18 protein-coding genes are annotated in these 24,036 nt (G+C 46.3%); 15 read left to right on the forward strand and 3 right to left on the reverse strand.

All coding sequences use genetic code 11. From position 1 onward, the window contains the following. Positions 1–6 precede the first annotated feature (6 nt). From WF803_RS07850 to WF803_RS07860, 3 genes are all read left to right on the forward strand, one after another. Entirely contained in the window at positions 7–1,095 is a 1,089-nt protein-coding gene (locus tag WF803_RS07850; protein WP_489610929.1) for a YkvI family membrane protein, read from the forward strand. A 215-nt stretch (positions 1,096–1,310) separates the two neighbouring features. Further along, positions 1,311–2,084: an isochorismatase family protein gene (locus tag WF803_RS07855; protein ID WP_489610930.1), complete on the forward strand. Its 774-nt coding sequence runs from the start codon at positions 1,311–1,313 to the stop codon at positions 2,082–2,084. A 137-nt stretch (positions 2,085–2,221) separates the two neighbouring features. Continuing rightward, positions 2,222–2,890 (forward strand): Crp/Fnr family transcriptional regulator, encoded by a 669-nt coding sequence (locus WF803_RS07860; RefSeq protein WP_489610931.1) that lies wholly within the window; start codon positions 2,222–2,224, stop codon positions 2,888–2,890. A gap of 5 nt (positions 2,891–2,895) precedes the next feature. Here WF803_RS07860 and WF803_RS07865 read toward each other — a convergent pair whose 3' ends face one another. Further along, entirely contained in the window at positions 2,896–5,553 is a 2,658-nt protein-coding gene (locus WF803_RS07865) for a YfhO family protein (RefSeq protein ID WP_489610932.1), read from the reverse strand. Positions 5,554–5,687: 134 nt separating this feature from the next. Here WF803_RS07865 and WF803_RS07870 point away from each other — a divergent pair, with 134 nt between their 5' ends. The 8 genes from WF803_RS07870 to radC all read left to right on the forward strand — a co-directional run bounded on the left by WF803_RS07870 (position 5,688) and on the right by radC (position 15,597). Further along, positions 5,688–7,907 carry a peptidoglycan D,D-transpeptidase FtsI family protein gene (locus WF803_RS07870; RefSeq protein WP_489610933.1) on the forward strand — a complete coding sequence of 740 codons (2,220 nt, stop codon included), beginning with the start codon at positions 5,688–5,690 and terminating at the stop codon, positions 7,905–7,907. Between the two features lie 78 nt (positions 7,908–7,985). Next, on the forward strand, positions 7,986–8,141 hold the full coding sequence (gene rpmG / locus WF803_RS07875; protein ID WP_489610934.1) for a 50S ribosomal protein L33: 156 nt from the start codon (positions 7,986–7,988) through the stop codon (positions 8,139–8,141). Positions 8,142–8,221: 80 nt separating this feature from the next. Next, on the forward strand, positions 8,222–8,887 hold the full coding sequence (locus WF803_RS07880) for a rhomboid family intramembrane serine protease (RefSeq protein WP_489610935.1): 666 nt from the start codon (positions 8,222–8,224) through the stop codon (positions 8,885–8,887). 35 nt (positions 8,888–8,922) lie between these two features. Further along, positions 8,923–9,327: a rhodanese-like domain-containing protein gene (locus WF803_RS07885; protein WP_489610936.1), complete on the forward strand. Its 405-nt coding sequence runs from the start codon at positions 8,923–8,925 to the stop codon at positions 9,325–9,327. Then, positions 9,320–9,955 carry a DNA-3-methyladenine glycosylase gene (locus tag WF803_RS07890; RefSeq protein ID WP_489610937.1) on the forward strand — a complete coding sequence of 212 codons (636 nt, stop codon included), beginning with the start codon at positions 9,320–9,322 and terminating at the stop codon, positions 9,953–9,955. Before WF803_RS07885 ends, WF803_RS07890 begins: the two co-directional genes overlap by 8 nt. Before the next feature lie 268 nt (positions 9,956–10,223). Then, positions 10,224–12,872 carry a valine--tRNA ligase gene (locus WF803_RS07895; protein WP_489610938.1) on the forward strand — a complete coding sequence of 883 codons (2,649 nt, stop codon included), beginning with the start codon at positions 10,224–10,226 and terminating at the stop codon, positions 12,870–12,872. A 183-nt stretch (positions 12,873–13,055) separates the two neighbouring features. After that, on the forward strand, positions 13,056–14,846 hold the full coding sequence (glmS, locus tag WF803_RS07900; RefSeq protein WP_489610939.1) for a glutamine--fructose-6-phosphate transaminase (isomerizing): 1,791 nt from the start codon (positions 13,056–13,058) through the stop codon (positions 14,844–14,846). Between the two features lie 52 nt (positions 14,847–14,898). Next, on the forward strand, positions 14,899–15,597 hold the full coding sequence (radC, locus tag WF803_RS07905; protein WP_489610940.1) for a RadC family protein: 699 nt from the start codon (positions 14,899–14,901) through the stop codon (positions 15,595–15,597). Here radC and WF803_RS07910 read toward each other — a convergent pair. Together WF803_RS07910 and mnmM are read right to left on the reverse strand one after the other, a co-directional pair. Further along, a complete protein-coding gene (locus WF803_RS07910) occupies positions 15,539–16,261 on the reverse strand; it encodes a hypothetical protein (protein WP_489610941.1) in 723 nt (240 codons plus the stop codon). The genes radC and WF803_RS07910 overlap by 59 nt on opposite strands. Positions 16,262–16,264: 3 nt before the next feature. Beyond that, positions 16,265–16,825: a tRNA 5-(aminomethyl)-2-thiouridylate-methyltransferase MnmM gene (mnmM, locus tag WF803_RS07915; protein WP_489610942.1), complete on the reverse strand. Its 561-nt coding sequence runs from the start codon at positions 16,823–16,825 to the stop codon at positions 16,265–16,267. A gap of 188 nt (positions 16,826–17,013) precedes the next feature. Between mnmM and WF803_RS07920 the strand changes: the two genes are divergently transcribed. From WF803_RS07920 to WF803_RS07935, 4 genes are all read left to right on the forward strand, one after another. Beyond that, the gene (locus tag WF803_RS07920; protein ID WP_489610943.1) at positions 17,014–18,729 is read left to right on the forward strand and encodes a muramidase family protein; all 1,716 of its coding nucleotides are present in this window, start codon (positions 17,014–17,016) and stop codon (positions 18,727–18,729) included. 241 nt (positions 18,730–18,970) lie between these two features. Next, positions 18,971–21,382 carry a leucine--tRNA ligase gene (gene leuS / locus WF803_RS07925; RefSeq protein WP_489610944.1) on the forward strand — a complete coding sequence of 804 codons (2,412 nt, stop codon included), beginning with the start codon at positions 18,971–18,973 and terminating at the stop codon, positions 21,380–21,382. A gap of 8 nt (positions 21,383–21,390) precedes the next feature. Next, positions 21,391–22,257 carry a pyridoxamine kinase gene (locus WF803_RS07930; protein ID WP_489610945.1) on the forward strand — a complete coding sequence of 289 codons (867 nt, stop codon included), beginning with the start codon at positions 21,391–21,393 and terminating at the stop codon, positions 22,255–22,257. Positions 22,258–22,295: 38 nt separating this feature from the next. Continuing rightward, on the forward strand, positions 22,296–23,963 hold the full coding sequence (locus WF803_RS07935; RefSeq protein ID WP_489610946.1) for a putative polysaccharide biosynthesis protein: 1,668 nt from the start codon (positions 22,296–22,298) through the stop codon (positions 23,961–23,963). Positions 23,964–24,036: the final 73 nt, after the last annotated feature.

A 24,036-nucleotide genomic window follows, 5' to 3' on the forward strand; every position in this document is an offset into this window, starting at 1 on the left:
CTTAGCATGAAAACTTTAAATTGGAATCGTGTTATTACCTATGCCGGGGCCTTTATTGCCTTATTGATTGGTTCGGGCTTTGCGACCGGCCAGGAAATCATGCAGTATTTTGCGGCATACGGCTACTGGGGGCTACTTGGCTTGTTGTTCATCTTAATTCTTTTCCTCATTATTGGGACAGAATTAATTGACACCGGATACGAAGGAGAAATGGCCAATCCTAATGATATTTACTTAGAGGTCTGTGGTCCGAAAATTGGTCAATTTTATGATTATTTTTCCGTTTTTTTCCTCTTCTTATCCTATACTGTCATGGTGGCGGGCGCCCAAGCTACGGCCGTGGAGCAATTTGCGAGTCCGGCTTATATCGGCGGGATTATTTTAGCCCTAGCGGTTATCGTGACCGTTTTTTTTGGCTTAAATCGGATTGTCGATGTCATTGGTAAAATCGGCCCCGCCATTGTCGTCTTGGCCATTGGGGTGGGCAGTGTTTCTGTCTTACAAAATATTGAGCAATGGCCCTATGCCCAAGAAGCCCTAGAAAAAGCCTTAGCGACTGGTCAGATGTCGGTGGCTTCGAGTAACTTCTTATTTGCGGCGGCTTCATACGTTGGCTTTTGTGTGATTTGGCTGTCTGGCTTTTTATCTTCCTTGGGTCGTTCCTTGAAAAATTTACGGGAAGGTCGGCTATCAATCATCGTGGGCGCAGGTGGTTTTGTCTTGGCTTGTCTCATTATGATGTTGGCGATTTTCTTATCCATTGGTAAAGTTTATGACTCTCAAATTCCTGTCCTCATATTGGCTCGGGAAATTAGCCCCTTCTTATCTTTACTTTTTTCCTTAACAATTTTCCTGGGTATTTATACCACAGCCGTTCCTTTGCTTTGGAACGTTTGTGCCCGTTTTGCTAAGGAAAAATCAAAGCGCTACCGTTGGCTGACGCTCGTGCTCGGCTGCTTAGGGGCAGTGATTGGTTTGACTATTGATTTTAGCCGCTTAGTCAACGTTGTTTATGTTCTTAATGGCTATGTGGGCTTTGTTTTTATTCTGTTTTTGACTTACCGTTATGTCAAAAGACATTTCCTTAAGACGTAATTTCTATGGGCCTCTCCATTGGGGGAGGCTTTTTTATTGCTTACCTATTTTAGGATATTTAAAGCAAAAAAGTAGAAAAAGAATCACTATTTGTTGTAGGGCCAACAGGTGACATCGCTTACCGACGTTATAATAAAGTTGTAAGTTGGTGAAAGCGCTAATTATTTCACTAATTTCAATAGGTTGTTAGTTACGAAGCTAAAGGAGGAATTCAAATGGCAGAGAACAAAGCGTTGAATAATAAGGAATACAAATATGTCGATAGTTATGGTTTTAATGAGGCTTCTTTGAAGGAAGCCTTCAAAGAAGCCCGGGCAATCTACAAGGAACGGGGCTTCATGCGGGAAATGGGCCAAGGGAAAGCACCCGCCATTACCACTGTAGATATGGCGAAAGCTTGGATGTCCGAAGGCCACCCCTTCACTTGTGATAAGTCCGAAGAAGTCTGCGCTAATGCCCTGAAGGTTTTAGAAGCAGGTCGTAAAGCCGGTGTGCCAATTTTCCATACGACCACAGGCTACACGGGCAAGGAGCAGTGGGACTTACCCCGTTGGGATGAGAAGATTCCGATGCACTCCTTAGATATTGACAGCCACTGGATGGAAATTGATCCGAAATTAAAACCTCGTCCGGAAGAACCGGTCATTCACAAAAAATATGCGTCAAACTTCTTTGGCACGCACTTAGCCCACATCTTAACTTATTTAGGGGTCGATACCTTAATCGTCATGGGGGCAACGTCTTGTGCTTGTGTCCGCCACACGGTCATGGACTCGACCGGTTATGGCTTTAAGACACTTGTGCCCGAAGGAACCGTTGGTGACCGGGTGCCTGGTGTGATCGAATGGAACATGTTTGACATGGAAGCTAAATTCTGTGACGTGCTACCCGTCGATGACGTGGTGAAATACCTCGAAGGCATCGATAGCTCCGTTTACAATAAACACGAACGTGGGGAAGAAGATAAAGTTAAAGCAACGGACGCGTAAAGTTTAGTTCATACCAACCTATCCAACCTCTCCAAGACGGCTCTGAGTTTTTACTTGGGGCCGTCTTTCATCTTTAAAACCTTTTCATGCTGGAGTATAATAGAAGTAACGTGAGGGTTCAAGGAGAGGTGAACGTTATGTTTTACGAGCAGCTAAAGGAATTCTACCTTTTTCAAAATATAGAGGAAGAAACGATTGAAAAAATTAATCGCATGAAAATTGTGCCGCAAAGCTATGAAGCGGGTGAGGCGGTTAATTACTTTGATGATCCGATTAATTATTTCTATGTTATTTTGTCAGGGGCTTTAAAGACGAATGAATATAAGCTCGATGGTCGTGAAATTGTCTCATCCTATTATTTTGCCTATGATGCCTTTCCCATTTACCTCATTTATGGTGGGGCGAAGAAATTCCCTTATAATGTCTATTGCCACAAAAAAGCCCATGTTTTCCATATCCCCGTCCAACCTTTTAGAGAATTAGTGGCGGCCGACTCCAGGCTCATGGCTAACGTTTTAGAGTTTGTTTCAACTTATTGCCGCTATAATAAGAAGGTGATTCAAACCGTTACCTTTACGAAGGTCAATCAGCGTTTGGCCTTTTGGTTACTTTCCTCAACGGATGAGGACCATAATTATATTGTTCCGGGCACCCAGCAAATGCTGGCCGATGTTTTACTCGTGAACCGTTCTTCCTTGAATCAGGAGCTGGGAAATTTTGAAAAAGAGCAGGTGATTCGCAGGGTGGACGGGAAAATATTTGTCTTAGACCGGGCTTACTTGGAAGAACTGCTTGCCACTTTCTAGCTAAGTTATTTTCCGCCGCGCTTTCTAAAATACTGGTAGCCTACGCCGCCAAGGGCTGATAAGCTTAGAAGGAAGCCCCCTCTTAAGCCTTGGGGACGAAAGCGAAAAACCAGATCATAGTGGCCTGCCTTGGGAAGCTTTAGCCCTTGAAAGCCGCCCTGCATTAAGGGTATAAGCTGCCCTTTTTGCCCATTTACGAGGACTTCCCAATCCTTGTCGTAGGGCATAGATAACATTAAGACTTGGCGATCTTGCTTGCTTTCAACTGTCCCAGTGAAGTAGGCATCGCTAAAATGCTTTAATTGAAAACTTCCGGTGACAGCAGGGCTGAAGGCGCGTTCTAGTTTTTTGGGAGCAAGTTGGTAGAGGTAGAGTCCGTGGAGGCTCTGCTCTTTTTTTATTTTCACGGAGAGGATATGCGTTTCCCCCGGCTCATTGGCAGCGATGTTTAATATTTGCCCGTTAGGATAGGCGGCATCATAAGGCAATTTCTGACCATCCCATTTCAAGTCAACATCCTCGGGTTTAAAATGCCCCGGTAAGGTTAAATAATAAGCTTGCGGTGTTTCCAAGCGCAGGGTCAAATCCACATAGGCCACCTTGTCGTTCGCCTTAGGCCGGTAAACCGTTTGAATATACTTGGGCTCATCACTTTCAATGTTCGTGGTGCGAAGGCGATAGAAAGGAATACGTTCAAAATATTTTTCTCCATGCTCTAAAGGCGCGATCGCCTGCAGCAAGGCCTCCTGGTTGGCGATCGGTTCCTGGTCTGCGAAGTTTAAGTTTTGGACCTCTTCAGTAACGAGGTAGGCCAAGTTGCTGGGCCCAGGCCGTTTTCTTAGGGCATAGCCTTGGTGCATATCCTTTAAGGGCCAAGCACTCCAATCCGGCCGCCAATTATTTAAGCGCAGGTGGTAGGGACGCTCCTCAAGTTGGCTTGCTGATTTTTCTGCTGCGGTCAGGGCATAACCTAAGGCAAAGAGCTGGTCGGTTAACAGGGTGCCTGAGGAGTAATTCACAGACCCACTGGTGGTGGCCAGACCTAGGGCTTTATAGAAGTCAATCGTTTTTTGCTCCAGGGTAGAATTAAAGTGGTCAGTGCCAAAATATTGCAGGCTAAGGGCATCATTTTTAGTACGCTCAAAATTCTTGCCGAGCCGGTAAAATTGCTGGGTCACTTCCGGCAAAGACTTAGTGAGAGGTTTTAGATCAGCCAGGTAGGCAGTGTAATCTTTATGATCGAGGTAGCTAATACTGTCAAGAGTGAGGGTCAGATTACTTGTCAATTCCAGTGGCACCAACAGGAACAGGGCTAGGGGAAGGAAGTAATTTTTTGGCTTTTGGAAGTAAAATAAGAGCAAATAGGCCAGGAAAAGCCCCCAGCTGATGAGTATCGTTTTTAGTGATAAATAAGGAAAGGCCGACCGATGCTTGTATAAATACAAGGTCAATAGCCCACTGCCCATGACGAGTAAGCTGGCCAAGCCCCCAGGCAGCTTTTGCTGGCAGTGAAAGCTGCGGTAGGCTAGCCAAATCAGGAAGAAACTAAAAGTAAAGCTAAAACGAGCAGGATACCAGATGGGATACTGGAAGCCATGCCAGAGTAAATCTAGAGGGGCGAGGAAGAAGGAGGCGATCAGAAAACTCAGCAGGAAAAAAGCGGCCCATTTTTCCTGGGACTTAATTTTCTTATTCCAGAAAAAAGCGAAGGCGAAAAGGAGGGCTAAGCCTCCCACATAAATATTGGGATAGCCCTTAGGCAATTGATCAAAATTAAAAGCCCCAAGGTAAAATTTACTGAGCAATTGGGGAAGGGATAGTTTTAATTCGAAGGTCCAGTTTGGAAAGCCTTGGGCGGCTTTACTTTTCAGTAAGGAAAAAAAGGTGGGTAAAAGGACATAAGCGCTCAAGGCGAGGGCCAGTAGGCTTTTTTTAATAAATTGGTAGAAGACTTTACCTTGCCGGGAGCGACACCACCAGCTATAAAGAAAATATAAGCCGGAAAATAGGGCCAGCATATAGCCGATGTAATAGTTTGTGATCAGGCCATAAGCAAGGGCTAGTGGATAGAGCAGGGGGTCTTGTTTTTGGTGGATTTTTTCAATGCCCAAAATAATTAAAGGTAAAATCATGGGGCCATCGAGCCACATAATATTCATTTGGTTGGCTTGAAAATAGCCCATCAAGGCGTAACTTAAGGCAAAAATCACCATGCTGGGCTGGGCTTTTCGGTAGAAATGGGCCAGCAGTAAATAGAAATTGAGACCGGCAAAGCCAATTTTTAAGGCCACCATCACATAGGCCCAAATGGGGAGTTGGCTAAGGTCTCCCAGCAAGGTTAATAAGAGGAAGGGACTCATTAAATAATACGACCAGGTTCCCAGCATTTCCCCACCCAAAGCCTTGCTAAAAGAATACAAAAGGTCCCCACCATGGCCTTGGAGGGTATGGTGGTAATAGGCATAAAAGTCGATATACTGCTGGCCTAAGTCGACGGTGAGGATTGACTGGGGGCCAGCAGGGTAAACCCCTTGGCCGAGAAAAAGGTAGGCGAGTAAAATGAAAATAGGCAGGAAAAAACTCAGACCAGCCCAAAGGTAGCGGGCATAAGCCTGTTTTTTAAGGGGCACGTAGCCCTGTAAGCGAGAACGTAAGTTAAGCATCATAACCTCCTTCTTTGTTTAGCTTAGCATAAGAAGGTCCTGGGCGGGCATAATTCTTTGGGGTTAAGAAATTTTAGTCTCCCTATTAATCAAAAGATGAATTTGCTATAATAGGCGAGAGGGAAGGTGGTCCCATGAAAAAAATGCGCTCAGAGCGCCGGCCCGTTCGCTGGCAGCCTTTTTTAAATCGTTTAAATATTTTATTGCTTCTTATTTTTGTGGCCTTTTCGGTCCTTGTTTTCCGCTTAGGTTATTTACAATTAGTTAATGGAAAAACTTTTGAAGAACTGGTGCACCTTACGGAAACCAACGTCGCTAAGGTCGGCGTGCCGCGGGGCTTAATTTTGGACCGGCAAGGGGATATTTTGGTTGGCAATGAAGGCCTGCCTGCCATTGGTTATACGCGTGGACCTAAAACAACTGCTCAAGATATGGTTAAAACGGCCGAACGCTTGGCTAAGTATATTAGGATGGACAGCGACGGCCTCACGGAACGCGACCTCAAAGATTACTTCATGGTTAAAAATGAAGAGGCCGTTAATGAGCGGCTATCGGATGAGGATAAAGAACTTAAGGATGCGGAGCTTTATGAAAGGCAGTTAAGTAAAATCACACGTAAGGATTTACATCAACTTTCTGAAGAGGATAAGGTTGTTGCTAAAATTTTTAAGCAGATGAATGCAGCTTTTGCCTTTAGTACTACCTTAATTAAAAATAAAAATGTGACGAATGCTGAAATTGCGCGGGTGAGTGAGCACCAAAGCCAGCTACCGGGAATTAGTACGACCATGGACTGGCAGCGCTCCTATCCTTATGATGGCCTATTACGCAGTATTTTGGGTGGCGTGACCACTGAAAAGCAAGGCCTACCTCATGAGCGGGTGAATAGTTACCTAGCGAAGGGTTACGCCCGCAATGACCGGGTTGGCAATAGCTATATTGAGGCCCAATATGAGGACAGCCTGCGGGGGGCCAAGGAAAAATATGAAACGGAGATTAATTCGGAAGGCCAGCTCATTAGTATTGACCAAAAATATGCTGGTAAGGCGGGGAACTCGCTGCGGCTCACGATTGACCGTCAATTTCAGGAAAAAGTGGAAGATATTCTCAGTGACTACCTCGAAAATCGCCGTGGAGGCGAGAGTAAGCAAATTTATGCAGTAGCTTCTAATCCCAAAACTGGAGAAATTCTTGCCATGAGTGGGAAGCAACGGGATGAAGATGGCCAAGTGCTTGATGATGCGCTGGGCACTATGAATGGTTCCTTTACCATGGGGTCCACGATCAAAGGGGCCACGATTGCTGCTGGCTACTATTATGATGAGTTGAGCCTTGACCGGGATAATCAATTTTTGGATCAAGCCCTGAAATTCTCAGGAACTCCAATTAAGGCCTCTTGGTGGTATAAGCAAGATCCTAATCGGCAGGTGCTTCTCGATGATAAGCAAGCCTTGACCGTTTCCTCTAACGTCTACATGATCCGCCTGGCCATGGCGATTGGTGGCCTTCATGATTATGAAGAAGGGATGACGTTAGAAAACCTTGATCCTGATTTAGGCAATAAACTACGCCAAGTCTACCATCAATTTGGCCTCGGTGTTTCGACAGGGATCGATCTGCAAAATGAATCACGTGGCCTTTCGGGAGGGGAGCAGGATCCAGGGAGTTACCTGGATATGGCTTTTGGCCAGTTTGACACCTACACCCCCCTGCAATTGAATCAATATATGGCCACCATTGCCAATCAAGGGGCCCGGATGAAGCTTCACTTGCTCAAAGAAATTTTAGAAACGAACAATCAAACGGGCAATGAAGAGAGTCCTAATAAAATTATTTACCAACAATCGCCGATTTTATTAAATCAAGTGGACCTTAAGCTTGAGGAAATTAAGCAAATTCAAGAAGGCTTCTGGGATGTGGTTCATAATCCTGATGGTACGGGCTACCGAGCCTTGGGAGACTTCCCGGTCGAAGTTGCAGGGAAAACCGGGACAGCTGAAACCGGTCAACGCGGCCTCATTCACAGTACCTTTGCCGGCTATGCCCCTTATGACGATCCCGAAATTGCTATTTCCGTCGTCATCCCCAATATTAGTGAACACGGCTTGGAGTCGACAGCGGTCAGTGTGGGCCGAGATATTTTTGCGGCCTACTTCGATGTGCAAAAAGAACAGGAAGCGATGGCTGACGAAGATCAACCTAATGAGGACGGGGCGAATCCCTTAGACAATGAAGAGGATCCAAATGCTGTGCCAACGGACGGGGAGACGCAAAATTCGGACGCCGCCACATCGAACCAGCAGAATGACGAAGATGAGGAAGGGAGCAACCAGCCGGCCGTTAGTGGCCAGTAAGGGGAAACCTCTTTGCAAACGTAGGGAATTATGCTAAAATGGATAAGTATTTAAAAAATGGAACAGGGAGGGAAAATCATGCGCGTTAATATTTTATTAGAGAACACCGAATGCAAAGGCGAACGTCTCTATCTAACGGAAAAAAATAAAAATAACAATCCTGATCGTTTAGAATTAAAAAAATATAGTCCTAAACTTAAACGGGTTTGCTTATTCCGTGAAGTGAAAAAATAAAAAATAAACTGAGAGGCTAAGCGAACCTTCTGGTGTTTGCTTAGCCTTTTTTATACATGAAAAGGGATGAGGAGCCTGACATGTCCAATCGAAAACCTTATTTAACTTATATCTTTCTAGGCCTGCAATGCTTAGTTTTTCTGGCCATGACCTTTCTAGGAGGCAGCGAAAATTCTTATCTGCTGCTCCTCTTCGGCGCGAAGGAAAATTCTCTGATTGCCCTTCATCAGGAGTACTGGCGTTTATTCACCCCCATTTTTATTCATATTGGCTTCGTTCATCTGCTGATGAATTCCTTGGTCCTCTATTATCTGGGGAGTTTCGTGGAAAAAATAATTGGTTCTTGGCGCTTTGCCTTACTCTACATCCTCTCTGGGGTGATGGGGAATTTACTTAGCTATCAATTTAGCTGGGGCTTATCCGCAGGGGCCAGTACGTCACTTTTCGGCTTGTTTGCCTTCTTTGTGACCATGGCTTACCTCAAACCGGATAATCCTTATTACTCAGCATTGGGCCAGCAATATAAAACCTTGATCATCTTAAATATTATTTTAAATCTCTTTAGCACGAATATTGATTTGGCTGGCCACTTAGGTGGTGCCCTTGGTGGGGTACTCATGACCTTGTGGTTAATGTCTGATGAGAAAGAAGAGCGCCCTTACCGTTGGCTAGCAGCTGGTTTATATTTAGGCGTCACTATTTTTATACTTCTAAATCATGGGCACTATAATAGCATTTTTGCCTAGTGCTTAAGATCACTTTATTAGAAAGGATGAATTTAATGCTAGCAATTAGTCCCAGACAAGTGTTCATGTGGCTTTTGTTTGCCGCAGCTGTCGCTTACCTTCTCTATGAACTTTACCAATGGTGGACGCGTCGGCAGGCGGCAACCATCCTCTCCCCGGAGGAATTTGAAGCGGGCATGCGACAGGCGCAGGTAGTGGATGTGCGGGAACCTCATGAATTTCGCAGTGCCCATATTCATGGTGCTCGTAATGTTCCTTATTCCCAATTTAATCAAGGGGTGCCCGGCTTTAACCGGAGCCAGCCGCTTTACTTGTATGATAACGGCATTGCTATTGCCGGTCGGGCCGCCAAACGTTTGAAGAAGGAAGGCTACCAAGAGATCTACCTGCTCGAAGGCGGCTTCCAAGCCTGGGAAGGGAAAACGAAGCGGCGTGACTAACCAATTCTACCAGCAAAAATTTATTCAACGAGAGGCCCCTACCGAAGCTTTAGCAAAGGAACTTTTAGGCTACCGTCTTGTCTCTGACTTACCGAGTGGCCGTGTCGCCGGCTGGCTAGTGGAGGTGGAAGCCTATTTGGGTAAGAAAGACCAAGCGGCTCATGTCTACGGTGGCCGGCGGACGCCCAGTTTAGAGGCATTTTACCAGGCTGCTGGCATTTGGTATATTTATACGATCCATGGGCATTTGGGTTTAAATATGATTACCCAAGATAAGACACAGCCGGAAGGTATTCTTCTGCGGGCCGTAGAACCTTGTGAAGGGCAGGAAATTATGAAGGCACGCCGGGGACGAGGCGGCCGGGAATTAACGAATGGCCCAGGGAAAATGACCCAAGCTTTTGCCGTCGATAAAGAACGTGATTATGGAAAGCCCACTTGGCAAGCCCCGCTCTATATTGATTTTACCGCGCGCCGTGAACCCCAGGAAATCCATAGGTCGCCTCGCATTGGCATTCCCAATAAAGGCGAGTGGACGGAAAAACCGCTCCGCTTTTCGGTCGCAGGCAATCCCTATGTCTCTCGTTTTAAGGGTCAGGCGGCAAAAAACAACGGCTGGAAAGCCTAGGCTGAGGAAAGCATTGCTATTTACTTAAAAGCTTGCTAAAATTGTACTAATATCACACAAGGCGTAAGAGGTTAATGCATGAATCTTCCTAGCGAGTGGATAAGGGTGGAAGGTCCATAAGATAGTGCATTATAGTTGCTTACAATACACCTTGCCGGCCAAGGCCGTTATCCAGAAGTAAAACGTTAGGTGGTACCGTGCCCAGCACCCTAGAGGGGTGCTTTTTTTATAGCAAAAATTCAAGATAATGGCCAAAGAAAGGAGAAAAATGATGGGAAAACAAGAGATGTCTACAAAATATGATCCCCAGCAGGTTGAAGAAGGAAAGTACAAATATTGGGTGGAGGAGGGCTTTTTTGCTCCGAGCGAAGAGCAAGAGGCCGAACCTTATTCGATCGTTTTGCCGCCGCCTAATGTGACGGGTAAACTCCACTTGGGCCATGCTTGGGACGTGACCTTGCAGGATATGCTGATTCGCCAAAAACGCATGCAAGGCTTTGATACCCTATGGCTACCCGGAACGGACCATGCGGGCATTGCGACCCAAGCAAAGGTGGAAGAAAAAATTCGGGAGGAAGAAGGTCTCGGCCGCTATGATTTGGGACGGGAAGCCTTCATTGAAAAAACATGGGCCTGGAAGGAGGAGTACGCTGAAACTATTCACCAGCAATGGGGGAAAATGGGAATTTCGGTGGATTACGACCGAGAACGTTTTACCCTAGATGAAGGCCTCTCAAAAGCGGTGCGTAAAGTGTTCGTGGACCTTTATCAAAAAGGTTTGATTTACCGGGGCGAATATATTATTAATTGGGACCCCCAATTTCAAACGGCCTTATCAGATATTGAAGTAATCTACCAGGAAGACCAAGGGGCTTTCTACCATCTGGAATACCCCCTAGCTGATGGCAGTGGGAGCTTACGCTTAGCTACTACACGTCCCGAAACGATGCTCGGCGATACCGCCTTAGCTGTCCACCCTGATGATGAGCGCTATCAAGCCTACGTCGGTCAAACAGTGATCCTTCCCCTCGTTGGCCGGGAAATTCCGGTGGTGGCGGATCACTATGTGGATCGTGAATTTGGAACAGGGGTGGTGAAAATTACACCGGCCCATGACCCGAATGACTTCGCAGTTGGCCAGCGCCACAACCTCGATCGAATTAATATTATGCATCCGGATGGGCGCATGAATGAAAATGCCGGTCCCTATGAAAATATGACGCGGGAAGAATGCCGAGAAGCGATTGTTCAAGATCTTAAAGCGGAAGGCTACCTCAAAGAAGTGGAAGAAATGGTCCATAGTGTAGGGCATTCCGAGCGCTCTGGTGCTGTGGTGGAACCTCGTCTATCAACCCAATGGTTTGTTAAGATGGCTCCTTTAGCGAAACGTGCCATTGACAATCAAAAAACAGCTGAACGCGTTGACTTCTTCCCTCCCCGCTTTGAAGATACCTTCCTGCAGTGGATGGAGAATGTTCATGACTGGGTTATTTCCAGGCAATTGTGGTGGGGCCACCAGATTCCTGCCTGGTACCATAAGGAAACTGGTGAGATTTATGTGGGCATGGAAGCTCCTGCTGATGAAGAAAATTGGGAGCAAGACGAGGATGTCTTGGACACCTGGTTCAGTTCAGCATTGTGGCCTTTTTCGACACTGGGCTGGCCGGATGAAGAGAGTCATGATTTTAAACGCTACTACCCAACCGATACGTTGGTAACCGGTTATGATATTATCTTCTTCTGGGTCAGCCGCATGATTTTCCAAGGCTTGGAATTTACTGGCCACCATCCATTCAAAAATGTTTTAATTCATGGTCTCGTCCGTGCTGAAGATGGGATGAAGATGTCCAAATCCCTTGGCAATGGCGTGGATCCCATGGATGTTATTGAGAAATATGGAGCGGATGCCCTACGCTGGTTCCTTGCGACGGGTTCGACACCTGGCCAAGATATTCGCTATAACCCCGAAAAATTAGAGGCTGCCTGGAATTTCATTAATAAAATTTGGAATGCCAGTCGTTTTGCCCTTATGAATCTCCAAGGTGCTGAGGTGCCTGCTTTGGCGGATGTGACGGTGAACAATTTGATCAACCAATGGATTCTCACCCGCCTCAATGATACGATCGCTCAAGTGACCCGTAACTTTGATAAATTTGAATTTGGCGAAGCTGGGCGCTACCTCTATCACTTTATCTGGGATGAATTCTGTGACTGGTACATTGAAATGAGCAAAGGCATTCTGAGCGGTACAGATGGAGCAGAAAAGCGGGAAACCCAGGCTGTCTTAGCTTATGTTTTAGATGGAACCCTGCGCTTGCTGCATCCGATCATGCCTTTTGTGACGGAGGAAATTTGGCAGCACCTCCCTGTCACCCTAGAAGCCCCTAGCATCTCCGTAGCAGCTTATCCTAAGGTCCAAGCCGATAAGGAATTTAAAGCTGCGGAAACCACGGTCAAAGCCATGATCAGTGCCATTCGGGCGGTCAGAAATGCACGGAGTGAAAACAACGTCAAGCCCAAGAAGCCGATTGCGATTCAAATTAAATGCACGAAGCCAGAAATTCTTATCGCTTTTGAAGAAAATCGTGAATACTTGGAACGCTTTATGAATCCTGAATCTCTTACTTTAGGGGCAGATTTAACGGCGCCGGAGAAAGCCATGACGCTTTTCTTTGCGGCGGGCGAGATTTACTTGCCTTTAGAGGGTTTGCTAAATATCGATGAAGAGCTTGCTCGCCTGCACAAGGAAGTTGCTAAATGGGAAGCTGAAGTCCAACGCGTGGAAGGCAAATTAAGCAATACCGGTTTTGTGAATAATGCCCCCGAAAAAATTGTCAACGCTGAACGCGAAAAGGGCGAGGAATATCAGAAGAAATTAGCAGCCACCAAGGCTCGCATTGAAGAACTTAAGCAATAATTGCTGGTTTAAGCCTCCTATTTGGGGAGGCTTTTTATTTTTCTAAGATTAGCTATTTTTCTTGACAAGGCAAAAAAACATTTTATAAGATATTACTGCTACTGACCGCTAGCGGTCAGGCATTTTGATCATTTGAATTAATATTTTAAACAGCATTTGACGAGAAAGAGCGGAGGTTCGCTTATGTGTGGAATTGTAGCTTACTTAGGCCAAGAGGCAGCTAGTCCTATCTTATTACGAGGCTTGGAGAAATTAGAGTACCGGGGTTATGACTCCGCCGGTATTTTTGTTGGTGAAGCAGCGGGAAAGGGACATTTAATCAAGCGCAGCGGTCCCTTAAAAAACTTACGTCAAGCCCTGCCAGAAGCTTTGCCTGGCCAAGTTGGGCTTGGGCACACGCGTTGGGCCACACACGGTGAACCTTCTGAAGCTAACGCTCATCCTCACGTTTCCGCAGATGGTCGTTTGGTTTTAGTGCATAATGGCGTGGTTGATAATTACCAGGCCCTGAGAGCTCAGTACTTACCGGACCTCCAATTAAAGAGTAGTACGGATACCGAAGTTTTAGTGAATCTTATTGCGCATTTTAAGGCCGCAGGAGAAACGACCCAAGAGGCTCTCCGATTGGCCTTAAATGAAGTTCAAGGGTCCTACGCCTTAGCCCTGCTGGATATTGCTAAGCCGGATGAGCTTTGGGTGGCCAAGCGGCGGAGTCCTCTATTAATTGGGTTAGGCGAAGATTTTAAAACGGTTGTCTCTGATGCCTTGGCTACCGATGATTTAACCATCGACTATATTGAACTTGAGGACAATGATATGGCTCAATTGACCAGAGAGACTTGCCAAATTTGGTCTGCTTCAAGAGAAGTTGTGAGTCGTCCCTTGCTCCAGGTCAAGCCCAGTGGTTTGGCTGTCGACTTGGCCCAGTATGACTCTTACATGGCCAAGGAAATTGCGGAAGAACCTGCCGTCATCAAACGTTTATGCGAAAAATATCTCGGTCAAGAATCCTACCACTTCCAAGCAGACCTGCTTAATACTATGCAGGCCAGCGATCGCTTATATTTTGTGGCTTGTGGCACCAGTTGGCATGCTAGCCTTCTAGCAGCCCGCTACTTGGAAGCAGCTCTGGATATTCCGGCAGAAGTTCATTTAGCTTCCGAATTTAGCTATTACCCTCCTCGTTTGAGTGCTCGTCCTTTCTTCATTTTCCTCTCCCAGTCGGGGGAAACGGCGGATACCTTACAAGTACAAGGTAAAATTGCCAGCTTAAAGGCCCCAAGCCTAGCGGTGACGAATGCTCAAAATTCCAGCCTAGCCCGGCAAGCCACTTTTGTGCTCCCACTCTATGCCGGGCCAGAGATTGCGGTCGCGTCAACCAAGGCTTATGTGGCTCAGGTTTTTCTTTTCCAGGTCTTGGCGGCATGCCTTAAGAAAAACCCAGTTCCCGTCTTTAGGGAGCGGGCCGCTTCTTTGATCGCTGGCATGGAAACCATCCTACAAGAAGCCGAACGCTTTCAACAACTCGCTCGTCGCTATTTTACTGGGCAGGAGGCCGCTTTTTATATTGGCCGCGGCCTGGATCAATTTACGAGCTATGAGGCCGCTTTGAAATTAAAGGAAATTTCCTATCTCTATGCCGAAGGTTTTGCCGCGGGAGAATTAAAGCACGGTAGTATTGCTCTTATTCAAGCAGGCTTGCCGGTGATTGCTATCTTGACGGAAGGGAAAACTTCCGAGGTCTTGCGCAGTAATATTGAAGAAGTCAAAACGCGCGGCGCTCATGTGCTAATCATTGCGAGCCAGGCTTTGGCCCAGGAAAATGACACGATTATTCTCCCACCCGTGGCGGCAGGTTTCGAGCCTTTATTGAGTATTCTACCGACCCAATACTTAGCCTATGAAGTGGCGAAACTAAGAGGTTTGAATGTGGATAAGCCTAGGAATTTAGCGAAATCGGTCACTGTTGAATAAAAGCTGGGTAAAAATTTAAATGTTTCCCGTATCTCCCACTAGGAGGGATACGATGAGAGAATTTAAGAAATGTGATATCAAAAAAATGCCGGCGGAATCAAGGCCGCGGGAAAGGCTTTTGGCCTTAGGGCCGAAAGAATTAGCCACTTATGAATTGCTGGCGATCTTATTAAGAACGGGGACTAGGCATGTAGGCCCAATTGAAATTGCCTTGTCACTAATCGAAGAGTTTGGTGATTTGTATCGCTTGAAGCAGGCAAGTTATGGGGAATTAATCAAAATCACAGGTATTGGCCCCATCCGGGCGCTTGAATTACTGGCAGCTTTTGAATTGGGGGACCGGCTTTCTGCCGCTAAACGGCCTTTGTCAGCTTGTATTTCTTCATCGGAATGCGCAGCTTCTCATTTTCTGCGCGCTTTAGGACACTTAAATCAAGAGCATGTCATGGTGCTTTACTTGACCAGTAAAAATCAACTCATTAAAAAATCCACCCTTTTTAAAGGTGGATTAACAGCTTCGATTGCTCATCCCCGGGAAATATACCGGGAAGCTTTACGTTATTCGGCGGCCCGGATTATTGTCGGCCATAATCATCCGTCGGGCAATCCTGAGCCTTCCGAGGCCGATATTAAGTTAACGAAGCGTTTGATCAAGGCCGGCCGCCTGATGGGGGTAGAATGCTTGGACCATATTATTGTGGGCCAAGATCGGTATCTCTCCCTTCATCAGTATGGGGCGTTTGCGGTGTGAGTCTTTCCTGTTGGAAACTAATGACAAGGCCAGCGAGGGTTAAGGCATAGCTGGTGATCATGAGCCAGAGCTGGTCCTTGGCTGCCCAGGCTAATATCGCACTAGCTAGAGCAAAAATAATAATTTCTAAGGTGTTGTAACGATTTTCCCAGGCTAAATCTTCCCGAGGGCCATGCCGCATTAGGACACTGAATAAAATGAGGAAGAGGCAAATATAAAAGCCTACCAGTTCAGGAAATAGGGTGTTAAGATTTGCTAGCATTAAGACATGTTGGAAAATAACCAAACATGCCGTCATCGTGATCGTGCTGATAATGCGTAGCAAACGCCGGGCGAAAAGGGTCAGGTGGACGAGTAAAAATTCTATCAGTAAGAGCAAGGGCAAAGGGGCTGGTAAGATAAAGAAATGAAAAATAATAAGGACAATACTCACGGCCCAAAGAGCGACGGCATAGGCCTTGTTGGGTCGCAAGAGGTAACTTTTATTCAAAGTGAAAAGTAAGAGCAGTTGGCTAACCACGAGGTGGAAGAGACTGATGCTTAAAGTCCAGCCCAGCTTTAAGCTTTGCAACCGAATGGCCAAGCTTAAAGGCCAAAGGGCAGGCAGTAAAAATAAGATGAGGCCTAAGAGGCCAAGTCTTAACGTATGACGGTCTAATTTCATTTGCTATCGCCTTTCTATTGTGAATAGGTGCGGAGGATGATGGCTTTGGTTAATAAAGCTTACCTCGCTCACTTGGTACTTATTTTGGGGCAATTGCTTTAAATAGTTTTTGAGGGCTTCGTATTCATCCAAGCCCCCTGGGTGGCCGGTATAGCTACTTATCATGATGAGCCCCTGGGCCTTTAAATGGTCTAAAAGCCAGTCTAAGGCTTGGAGAGTCGTCTGAGGTTTTGTTATTAAAGTTTTGTCCCCACCCGGTAAGTAGCCAAGGTTAAAAATAGCAAAAGCCAGTTCAGTATTAGCTGGCAGATAATGGCTGATGTCTCCATGATTGGCTTGGAAAAATTGGTAAGTAGCAAGGTGAGGAACTTTACTCAAGCGTTCCTGACTCGCTTTTAGGGCCTCAGCCTGAATATCAAAACCATATAACTGTCCGCCGACTCCTAAGCATTGGTAAAGCTTCAAGGCATCATGGCCATTACCTAAGGTGGCATCGACAACGGTCATGTCTCCATGAACATAATGGGGCAGGATCAGGTCTTGGTAGGCGAATATATTTTTCATGGACTCTCCTTTCTAAACTGCTTCCATTCTACCATGAGTAAGAGGTTTTTGCTGGTAGTTTTGGGGATTGCTTTGTATTACAATTTCGTTACAATTATTAAATATGGACAAAAAAATCAGAAAAATTACCCAAGCAAAAAAATCCTCCCGTATACTAGAGAGTGTAAGATATTAGAGGAGGCTAGATTGTGTACGAGAAACAAAAAAAGACTGAGCCTGCCCAGCAATTGCTAAAATCTACCGCGATTTTAATGGGCTCGATGCTCGCCGTAGCTGGTGCCTCTGCCCTACAGGCAGAAGCAGCAGAAGCTTCTAGCAACACGAAAATCGAAACTGGCGTGGCGACTGCCCAGGCTTTTTTGAAGCAATTGATTCCCCATGCCACTGATTTAGCACGCGAAAATGACCTTTATGCATCTGTTATGATGGCCCAAGCGGTTTTAGAATCAGGCTGGGGTCAGTCCCACTTAGCTCGCCCCCCTTACCATAATTTATTTGGTATCAAAGGGAATTACCGCGGTCAAACGGTTGTGATGCCAACTTTAGAAGACAATGGTAAGGGTAACTATTATCCCATTAATGACGGTTTTAGGGCGTATCCGAGTTACCGGGAGTCTTTAGAAGATTATACCAATTTACTGCGTAAAGGTTTGAGCTTTAATGCTAATTTTTATAGTGGAGCATGGCGCAGTCAGACGTCATCTTACCGGGATGCTACTGCCTTTTTAACGGGTCGGTATGCGACAGATACTTCCTATGGGACGAAATTAAATAAAATTATTGAAGAACAAAACCTAACGCGCTATGATGAGCCGAGCCGGGGAAATTCTGCGTTGGCTAAGCCCACGACGCCAAAACCAGCCCCCCAAAAGCCCACTAATGCAGGCAAGGGCAAGAGTTATACCGTCCAGGCAGGTGATGGGCTTTATACCGTTGCACAGGCCTTAGGCACTTCGGTTGCTGCTTTAAAGGCAAAATATGGTCTAACCTCTAACTTAATTCACCCTGGTCAAGTGTTTACCCTGGCAGGAGGCCAAAGTACTGGCACCGTCAGTCAGCCAGCCGGAAAACCAACGCCTAAGCCTGGCAGCTCTTGGACTCCAGCTGGAGCAAGGAGCTATACAGTAAAAGCTGGCGATGGCTTGTACACGGTCGCCCAAGCATTAGGAACGAGCGTAAGTGCCCTAAAGGCGAAGTATGGCTTGACATCCAATTTAATTCATCCTGGCCAAGTCTTTACCATGGGAGGCCAAAAAACTTCTACGTCGAAGCCAACTCATAGTCAAGAACAACCTCAAGGGTCCAGCGCCAAGCATCAGGCCAGTTATACGGTTAAAGCTGGTGATGGACTTTATACCGTTGCGAAAGCTTTGGGTACCAATGTGGCTAGCTTGAAAGCAAAATATGGTCTAAAATCTAATATGATTCATCCAGGACAAGTATTTACCATGGCATTCGAGAACGTTGGCAAACCAGGGAATAGCTTGTCGAAAACCGAGCAAGAGCCAGCCACGTCGTCAAAAGGAACTTATACGGTAAAACCAGGCGACGGGTTATACACGGTTGCGCAAGCTTTGGGCACTAACGTTGCCGCTTTGAAGGCTAAATATGGTCTGACCTCTAATCTTATTCTTCCAGGCCAAGTGTTCTCGATGGACGGTAGTCGTCAAACACACTCAACAGCTGTAGGAGCGCTTAGTCCATCAGCAACTGCGAAGCCAGGTGATGTGAAAACACCAGCCGCCTCTTTAACACAAGGAACTTACCAAGTAAAAGCTGGAGATAATTTCTACCGCATTGCGCAAAAACACGGAGTTAGTCTCGAGGCCTTGCTTTCCGCTAACCATGTCACGAGCAATTCCTTATTGTTGCCGGGCCAGAATTTAAATATTCCGGGAGCTTAGCTTTCTGGATCGTTTATTTATGGTATAATAGAAACTTGTAAGTAGTAATTGACGCGCCTAGTCCAGCGAGCATATGGCGGGTGTGAATATGCCTAGGTGTCGATGAACTCGTACAAGATCACATTTTGCATGCATTGTTTCGCCCGCACTAAGGGTATGAGAAGTAAATGTTAGGTGGTACCGCGCTTAGCGTCCTATCGGTTTGATAGGACTTTTTTATTTTATTTTTGGAGGGATGGAAATGGCATTTAACCATTTAGATATTGAGAGAAAATGGCAGCAATACTGGGAGGCTGAGGAAACATTTAAAGCGAGTGATGATTTTTCCAAGCCCAAGTATTATGTCATGGATATGTTTCCTTATCCATCGGGCGCTGGTCTGCACGTGGGCCACGCTGAAGGCTACACGGCGACGGATATTATGGCCCGCATGAAGCGTTCCCAGGGCTATAACGTTTTGCATCCGATTGGCTGGGATGCTTTTGGCTTGCCGGCTGAACAATATGCCCTCAATACAGGCAATGATCCTCGGGAGTTTACAAAGGAAAATATTGCTAATTTCACACGGCAGATTAAAAGTTTAGGCTTTAGTATGGATTGGTCCCGAGAAATTTCGACCACGGATCCCGAATACTTTAAGTGGACTCAATGGATTTTCACTAAATTATTTGAACGTGGCCTCGCCTATGAGGATGAAATTGATGTCAATTGGTGTGAAGCCTTAGGTACCGTTTTGGCCAATGAAGAAGTTATTGATGGGAAATCTGAGCGCGGTGGCTTTGAAGTGGTGCGCCGGCCGATGAAGCAGTGGGTGCTAAAAATTACTGCTTATGCGGACCGCCTGCTAGAGGATTTAGACGAAGTTAATTGGCCCGAAAATATTAAGGAAATGCAGAGGCACTGGATCGGCCGCCAGCGGGGGGCGGAGGTCAGCTTTAAAGTCGCTGATCATGAGGAAAGCTTTAAGGTTTTTACGACCCGGCCAGATACGTTGTTTGGGGCGAGCTATTGTGCCCTAGCGCCTGAGCATCCCTTGCTTTGGGATATTGTTTCAGACGAGCAAAAGGAAGCTGTCAGTGCCTATATTAAAGCTGCGCAAAAGAAAAATGATTTAGCACGGACCGATCTCGCCAAGGAAAAAACAGGCGTCTTCACTGGGGCTTATGCGCTTAACCCAATGAATGGTGAGCGCCTACCGATTTGGGTGGCGGATTATGTTTTAATGAGTTACGGCACTGGCGCCGTGATGGCGGTGCCAGCCCATGATCAGCGCGATTATGACTTCGCCAAAGCTTTTGACTTGCCAATTAAGCCTGTCTTAGAGGGTGGCGATTTGAGCCAAGAAGCCTATGTGGGTGATGGCCAGCATATTAATTCCGACTTCCTGAATGGTTTAGATCAAGCGGAAGCGATGGATAAGGCCATTGCTTATTTGGAAGAGCAGGACGCGGGCCAGGCGAAAACCACCTACCGCCTCCATGACTGGGTCTTCTCCAGACAACGTTACTGGGGGGAACCTATTCCGGTCATTCATTGGGAGGATGGGCGCACTACCGCGGTTCCCGTCGAAGATTTACCCGTTACCTTGCCCGCAGGTAAGGATATTAAGCCCAGTGGGACCGGGGAGTCGCCCCTGGCCAATTTTAAAAATTGGTTAGAGGTGACGGATGAAGAAACTGGCCTGAAAGGTTGGCGGGAGACCAACACCATGCCACAGTGGGCAGGTTCTTCTTGGTATTTCCTCCGCTACTGCTCGCCGCAAGCTGATGAGCATTTGGTTGACCCTGAGGCGGAAAAATATTGGATGAATGTCGATCTTTATATTGGTGGGGCTGAGCATGCTGTGCTGCACCTCCTTTATGCCCGTTTCTGGCATAAATTCCTTTATGATTTGGGGGTCGTTTCCACCAAAGAACCTTTCCAGCACCTCTTCAACCAAGGGATGATTTTAGGGAGTGGTAATGAGAAAATGTCTAAGTCAAAAGGCAACGTCGTCAATCCTGATGAAGTGATTGAAGCTTATGGGGCGGATACCTTGCGTCTTTACGAAATGTTCATGGGCCCTTTGGATGCTTCGATTGCTTGGAGTGCTGATGGCTTAGCCGGTGCCCGCCGTTTCCTCGACCGGATTTGGCGCTTATTTATCACGGCAGATGGTAGCGTGAATGATAAAATTACCGAACAAGAAAACGAAGCTCTAGAGCAAATTTACCACCAAACTGTTAAAAAAGTGACAGAAGACTATGAAGAACTACACTTCAATACGGCAATTTCTCAATTAATGGTCTTCATTAACGAAGCTTACAAGGTTAAGCAAGTACCCAAAGCTTATGCCGCGGGCTTCGTCCAATTGCTGGCGCCTATTGCTCCCCACTTAGGTGAGGAATTGTGGCAAAGATTGACAGGAAAAACAGGAATCAGTTTCGAAGCTTGGCCGACTTATGATGAGGAAAAATTACAAGAGCAAAGCCTGGAAATTGTGGTCCAATTGAATGGCAAAATTAAAGCCCGCCTTAACGTGCCAGTAGATCTTACTCGGGATGAGTTAAAGGCCTTGGCCCTAGAAGACAACAAGGTGCAGGAAGCCATTGGCGAGCGTGAGCTTCGAAAAGTTATTGTCGTTCCCAATAAATTAGTCAATATTGTGTGCTAGGTCTATTCATGAAAAATGTATTAATTGTGCATGATATTTCCTGCTATGGGAAAAATTCGACGACGGCCGTATTACCGATTATTAGTGCCATGCAGCTGGTGGGGACTTTACTCCCCACGGCACTTTTGTCGACACATACAGGGCCTGACTTTGAAGATTATACTTTTTTAGATTTATCTTCTGAAATGGTTAAAATTGTTGGTCATTGGCAGCAAATGGGCTTAAGATTTGATAGTATCTATGTGGGCTACCTCGGTAGTAGTGAGCAAATCGACTTCCTACACGACGTTATTCCCCAATTACTAACAAGTAACGGACAGTTTTTCCTTGACCCCGTGATGGCAGATGATGGGGAGTTCTATGCTAATTTTGACCAAAGCTATGCAAAAAAAATGCGCAACCTCTGCCAGCAGGCCGATGTGCTTATTCCCAATCAAACCGAGGCGAGTTTCCTCTACCATGAGCCTTACCAAGAAGGTTTGCTGCCGCCAGCAGCCCTAAGCCGTATGCAACAAAAGATTAATACTCCAGAGCCCACCTCCTTTGTGTTAACGGGAGCAGGTTATGACGGGCAGGGGTTAACGGGGGCCTATTACTGGGATCAGACCACCCAGCAAGGTGGCCTTTGCCAGGCTCCTTTTGTGGGCGGCCGTTTCCATGGGACTGGCGATATTTTTGCTAGTATCTTAGTCGGCTTAATGACGAACGGTTGGCCACTAGCTGAAGCAACGCGGCAGGGGGTGACTTGGGTATCGAAAATACTTAGCCTATCCATTGATAATCCTAAAATTGTCCGTGAAGGCTTACAGTTTGAACGTGTTTTAGGGGACTTAGCCCAGCTCGTTCGCCAAGGTAGGGAGGAAGATGAGGGGTAGCCTTCCTAAAGCTATAAATATGAAGTAGGTGGAGATGAATGAAAGAAAATAATAAGCACGAGCAAAGGCAAGCCACGGCTAGTATGAATAAAGGATCGGCTTGGATGACGGTCGGCACCTTTGCTTCGCGTATTTTAGGTTTACTTTATATTATTCCTTGGATGCGCTGGATGGGGGACCCGCAAACCGCTAATGAAGCGAATGCCTTATTTGATGTAGGCTACCGCTTTTATGCGATTTTTTTAGGCATTTCAGTGGCCGGCGTGCCCTCGGCGATTGCCAAGCAAATCGCTTTTTACAATGCGCGCCAAGAGTTCCAAACGAGCCGTAAATTGTACCGGCATGCCGTCTTTTTAATGGCGGCAATGGGAGTGATCAGTGGCTTAGTTTTATATGCTTTAGCGCCTCTCTTTGCTGCAACGACCCCGGTGCGCCATACGGCTGATGCGGTGTTGACGATTCGTTCCTTGGTGCCTGCTTTGATGGTTTTCCCGCTACTGTCCATTTTCCGCGGTTATTTCCAAGGCCACCAAGATATGCGGCCGAGCGCGATTTCCCAGATTATGGAACAGCTGTTTCGCGTGATTTATATTTTAGGCTCGGTCTACCTGATTCGCCAGGTGCAAGGAGGGACGCTCGTTAATGCGGTCGTCCACTCCACTTTAGGGGCTTTTGTGGGTGCCTTAGTTGCTATTATAACCTTGGGACTCATTTACTGGCGTCATCGCGCGGACTATCAGCCGACCGAACCGGATCTAAGCCGCAGTGATATTTCTACCGGCCACTTATTCAAAGAAATTATTACGGTGGCTATACCTTTCATTGTGACTGGCACCGGGATTGAGATTACCCAATTAATTGATACCAATACTTACATGCCCATTATTCGCTATGTTGGCCATTTGAGTGAGGCCCAAGCGATTGACCAGTATGGTATTTTTATGGCAAATGTTAATAAGCTGATTACGGTGGTGGTCTCTTTAGGCTTAGCCATTTCGGCGACTGCCTTACCGGTGCTGTCTGGCTTATATGCGGGGGAAGAGGGGATCACAACCAAAATCCCCTTCCCTAAAACCAGTGAATTGGTCCAGCATATTTACCAGTTGTTTTTGATGGTGCTAGCTCCGGTTTGCATCGGCTTAGCCATTTTAGCGGGGCCCGTTTATGGCTTAGTGTTTCGGCCTGACCCCTTAGGAACAACTTTTTTGCGTTTTGGCTGCGTGATTGCCTTTTTACTGGGAGCTTACGCGGTTCATGCTTCCATGCTCCAAGCTTTGGGCAAGCACCGCCAAGCTATTTTAGGTTTGGTACTCGGTTTACTTATCAAGCTGGCCTGGCAATTTCCATTGATTCAGGCCTTTGCGACGCGGGGAGCGATGGGGGCGACCATTTTGAGTTTTACGGTGGTTAATGTGTTTTACATGCTGGCCTTAAGGCGGCAGTTACAATATGCGGTGCTAGACTTATGGCAGGCGGTCAAACCTATTATTTTATCAGCTCTCTTGATGGGCTTGGTAGGTTTTGGCTTAAATGCTTTGTTCAATGTCCTACTATCCGACCCTAATTTAAAAGGCCAAGCCTTGCAAATGCTCGTGATCATTTTGACCTGCGTTTGGCTTTATGGACTTCTTTTACTTCGCTTTAAGCGCTTGGATTTATTATTAGGAGATAAGGCGGAAAAGTTGCGGGAAATTTTAGGTTTGTAAAACGCTTAATTGCTATGGTGTTCAGGTGTAACCCGCTGTATTTTATGTTATACTGAATGGAAGAAGTTGAAAA

This window comes from Aerococcus sp. BD502 (assembly GCF_057919555.1).

What these genes read in the sequence shown, in the direction of transcription:
- WF803_RS07850 (WP_489610929.1), top strand. Translation starts at nt 7, where the DNA reads ATGAAAACTTTAAATTGGAATCGTGTTATTACCTATGCCGGGGCCTTT.
- WF803_RS07855 (WP_489610930.1), top strand. Translation starts at nt 1,311, where the DNA reads ATGGCAGAGAACAAAGCGTTGAATAATAAGGAATACAAATATGTCGAT.
- WF803_RS07860 (WP_489610931.1), top strand. Translation starts at nt 2,222, where the DNA reads ATGTTTTACGAGCAGCTAAAGGAATTCTACCTTTTTCAAAATATAGAG.
- WF803_RS07865 (WP_489610932.1), bottom strand. Translation starts at nt 5,553, where the DNA reads ATGCTTAACTTACGTTCTCGCTTACAGGGCTACGTGCCCCTTAAAAAA.
- WF803_RS07870 (WP_489610933.1), top strand. Translation starts at nt 5,688, where the DNA reads ATGAAAAAAATGCGCTCAGAGCGCCGGCCCGTTCGCTGGCAGCCTTTT.
- rpmG (WP_489610934.1), top strand. Translation starts at nt 7,986, where the DNA reads ATGCGCGTTAATATTTTATTAGAGAACACCGAATGCAAAGGCGAACGT.
- WF803_RS07880 (WP_489610935.1), top strand. Translation starts at nt 8,222, where the DNA reads ATGTCCAATCGAAAACCTTATTTAACTTATATCTTTCTAGGCCTGCAA.
- WF803_RS07885 (WP_489610936.1), top strand. Translation starts at nt 8,923, where the DNA reads ATGCTAGCAATTAGTCCCAGACAAGTGTTCATGTGGCTTTTGTTTGCC.
- WF803_RS07895 (WP_489610938.1), top strand. Translation starts at nt 10,224, where the DNA reads ATGATGGGAAAACAAGAGATGTCTACAAAATATGATCCCCAGCAGGTT.
- glmS (WP_489610939.1), top strand. Translation starts at nt 13,056, where the DNA reads ATGTGTGGAATTGTAGCTTACTTAGGCCAAGAGGCAGCTAGTCCTATC.
- radC (WP_489610940.1), top strand. Translation starts at nt 14,899, where the DNA reads ATGAGAGAATTTAAGAAATGTGATATCAAAAAAATGCCGGCGGAATCA.
- WF803_RS07910 (WP_489610941.1), bottom strand. Translation starts at nt 16,261, where the DNA reads ATGAAATTAGACCGTCATACGTTAAGACTTGGCCTCTTAGGCCTCATC.
- mnmM (WP_489610942.1), bottom strand. Translation starts at nt 16,825, where the DNA reads ATGAAAAATATATTCGCCTACCAAGACCTGATCCTGCCCCATTATGTT.
- leuS (WP_489610944.1), top strand. Translation starts at nt 18,971, where the DNA reads ATGGCATTTAACCATTTAGATATTGAGAGAAAATGGCAGCAATACTGG.
- WF803_RS07930 (WP_489610945.1), top strand. Translation starts at nt 21,391, where the DNA reads ATGAAAAATGTATTAATTGTGCATGATATTTCCTGCTATGGGAAAAAT.
- WF803_RS07935 (WP_489610946.1), top strand. Translation starts at nt 22,296, where the DNA reads ATGAAAGAAAATAATAAGCACGAGCAAAGGCAAGCCACGGCTAGTATG.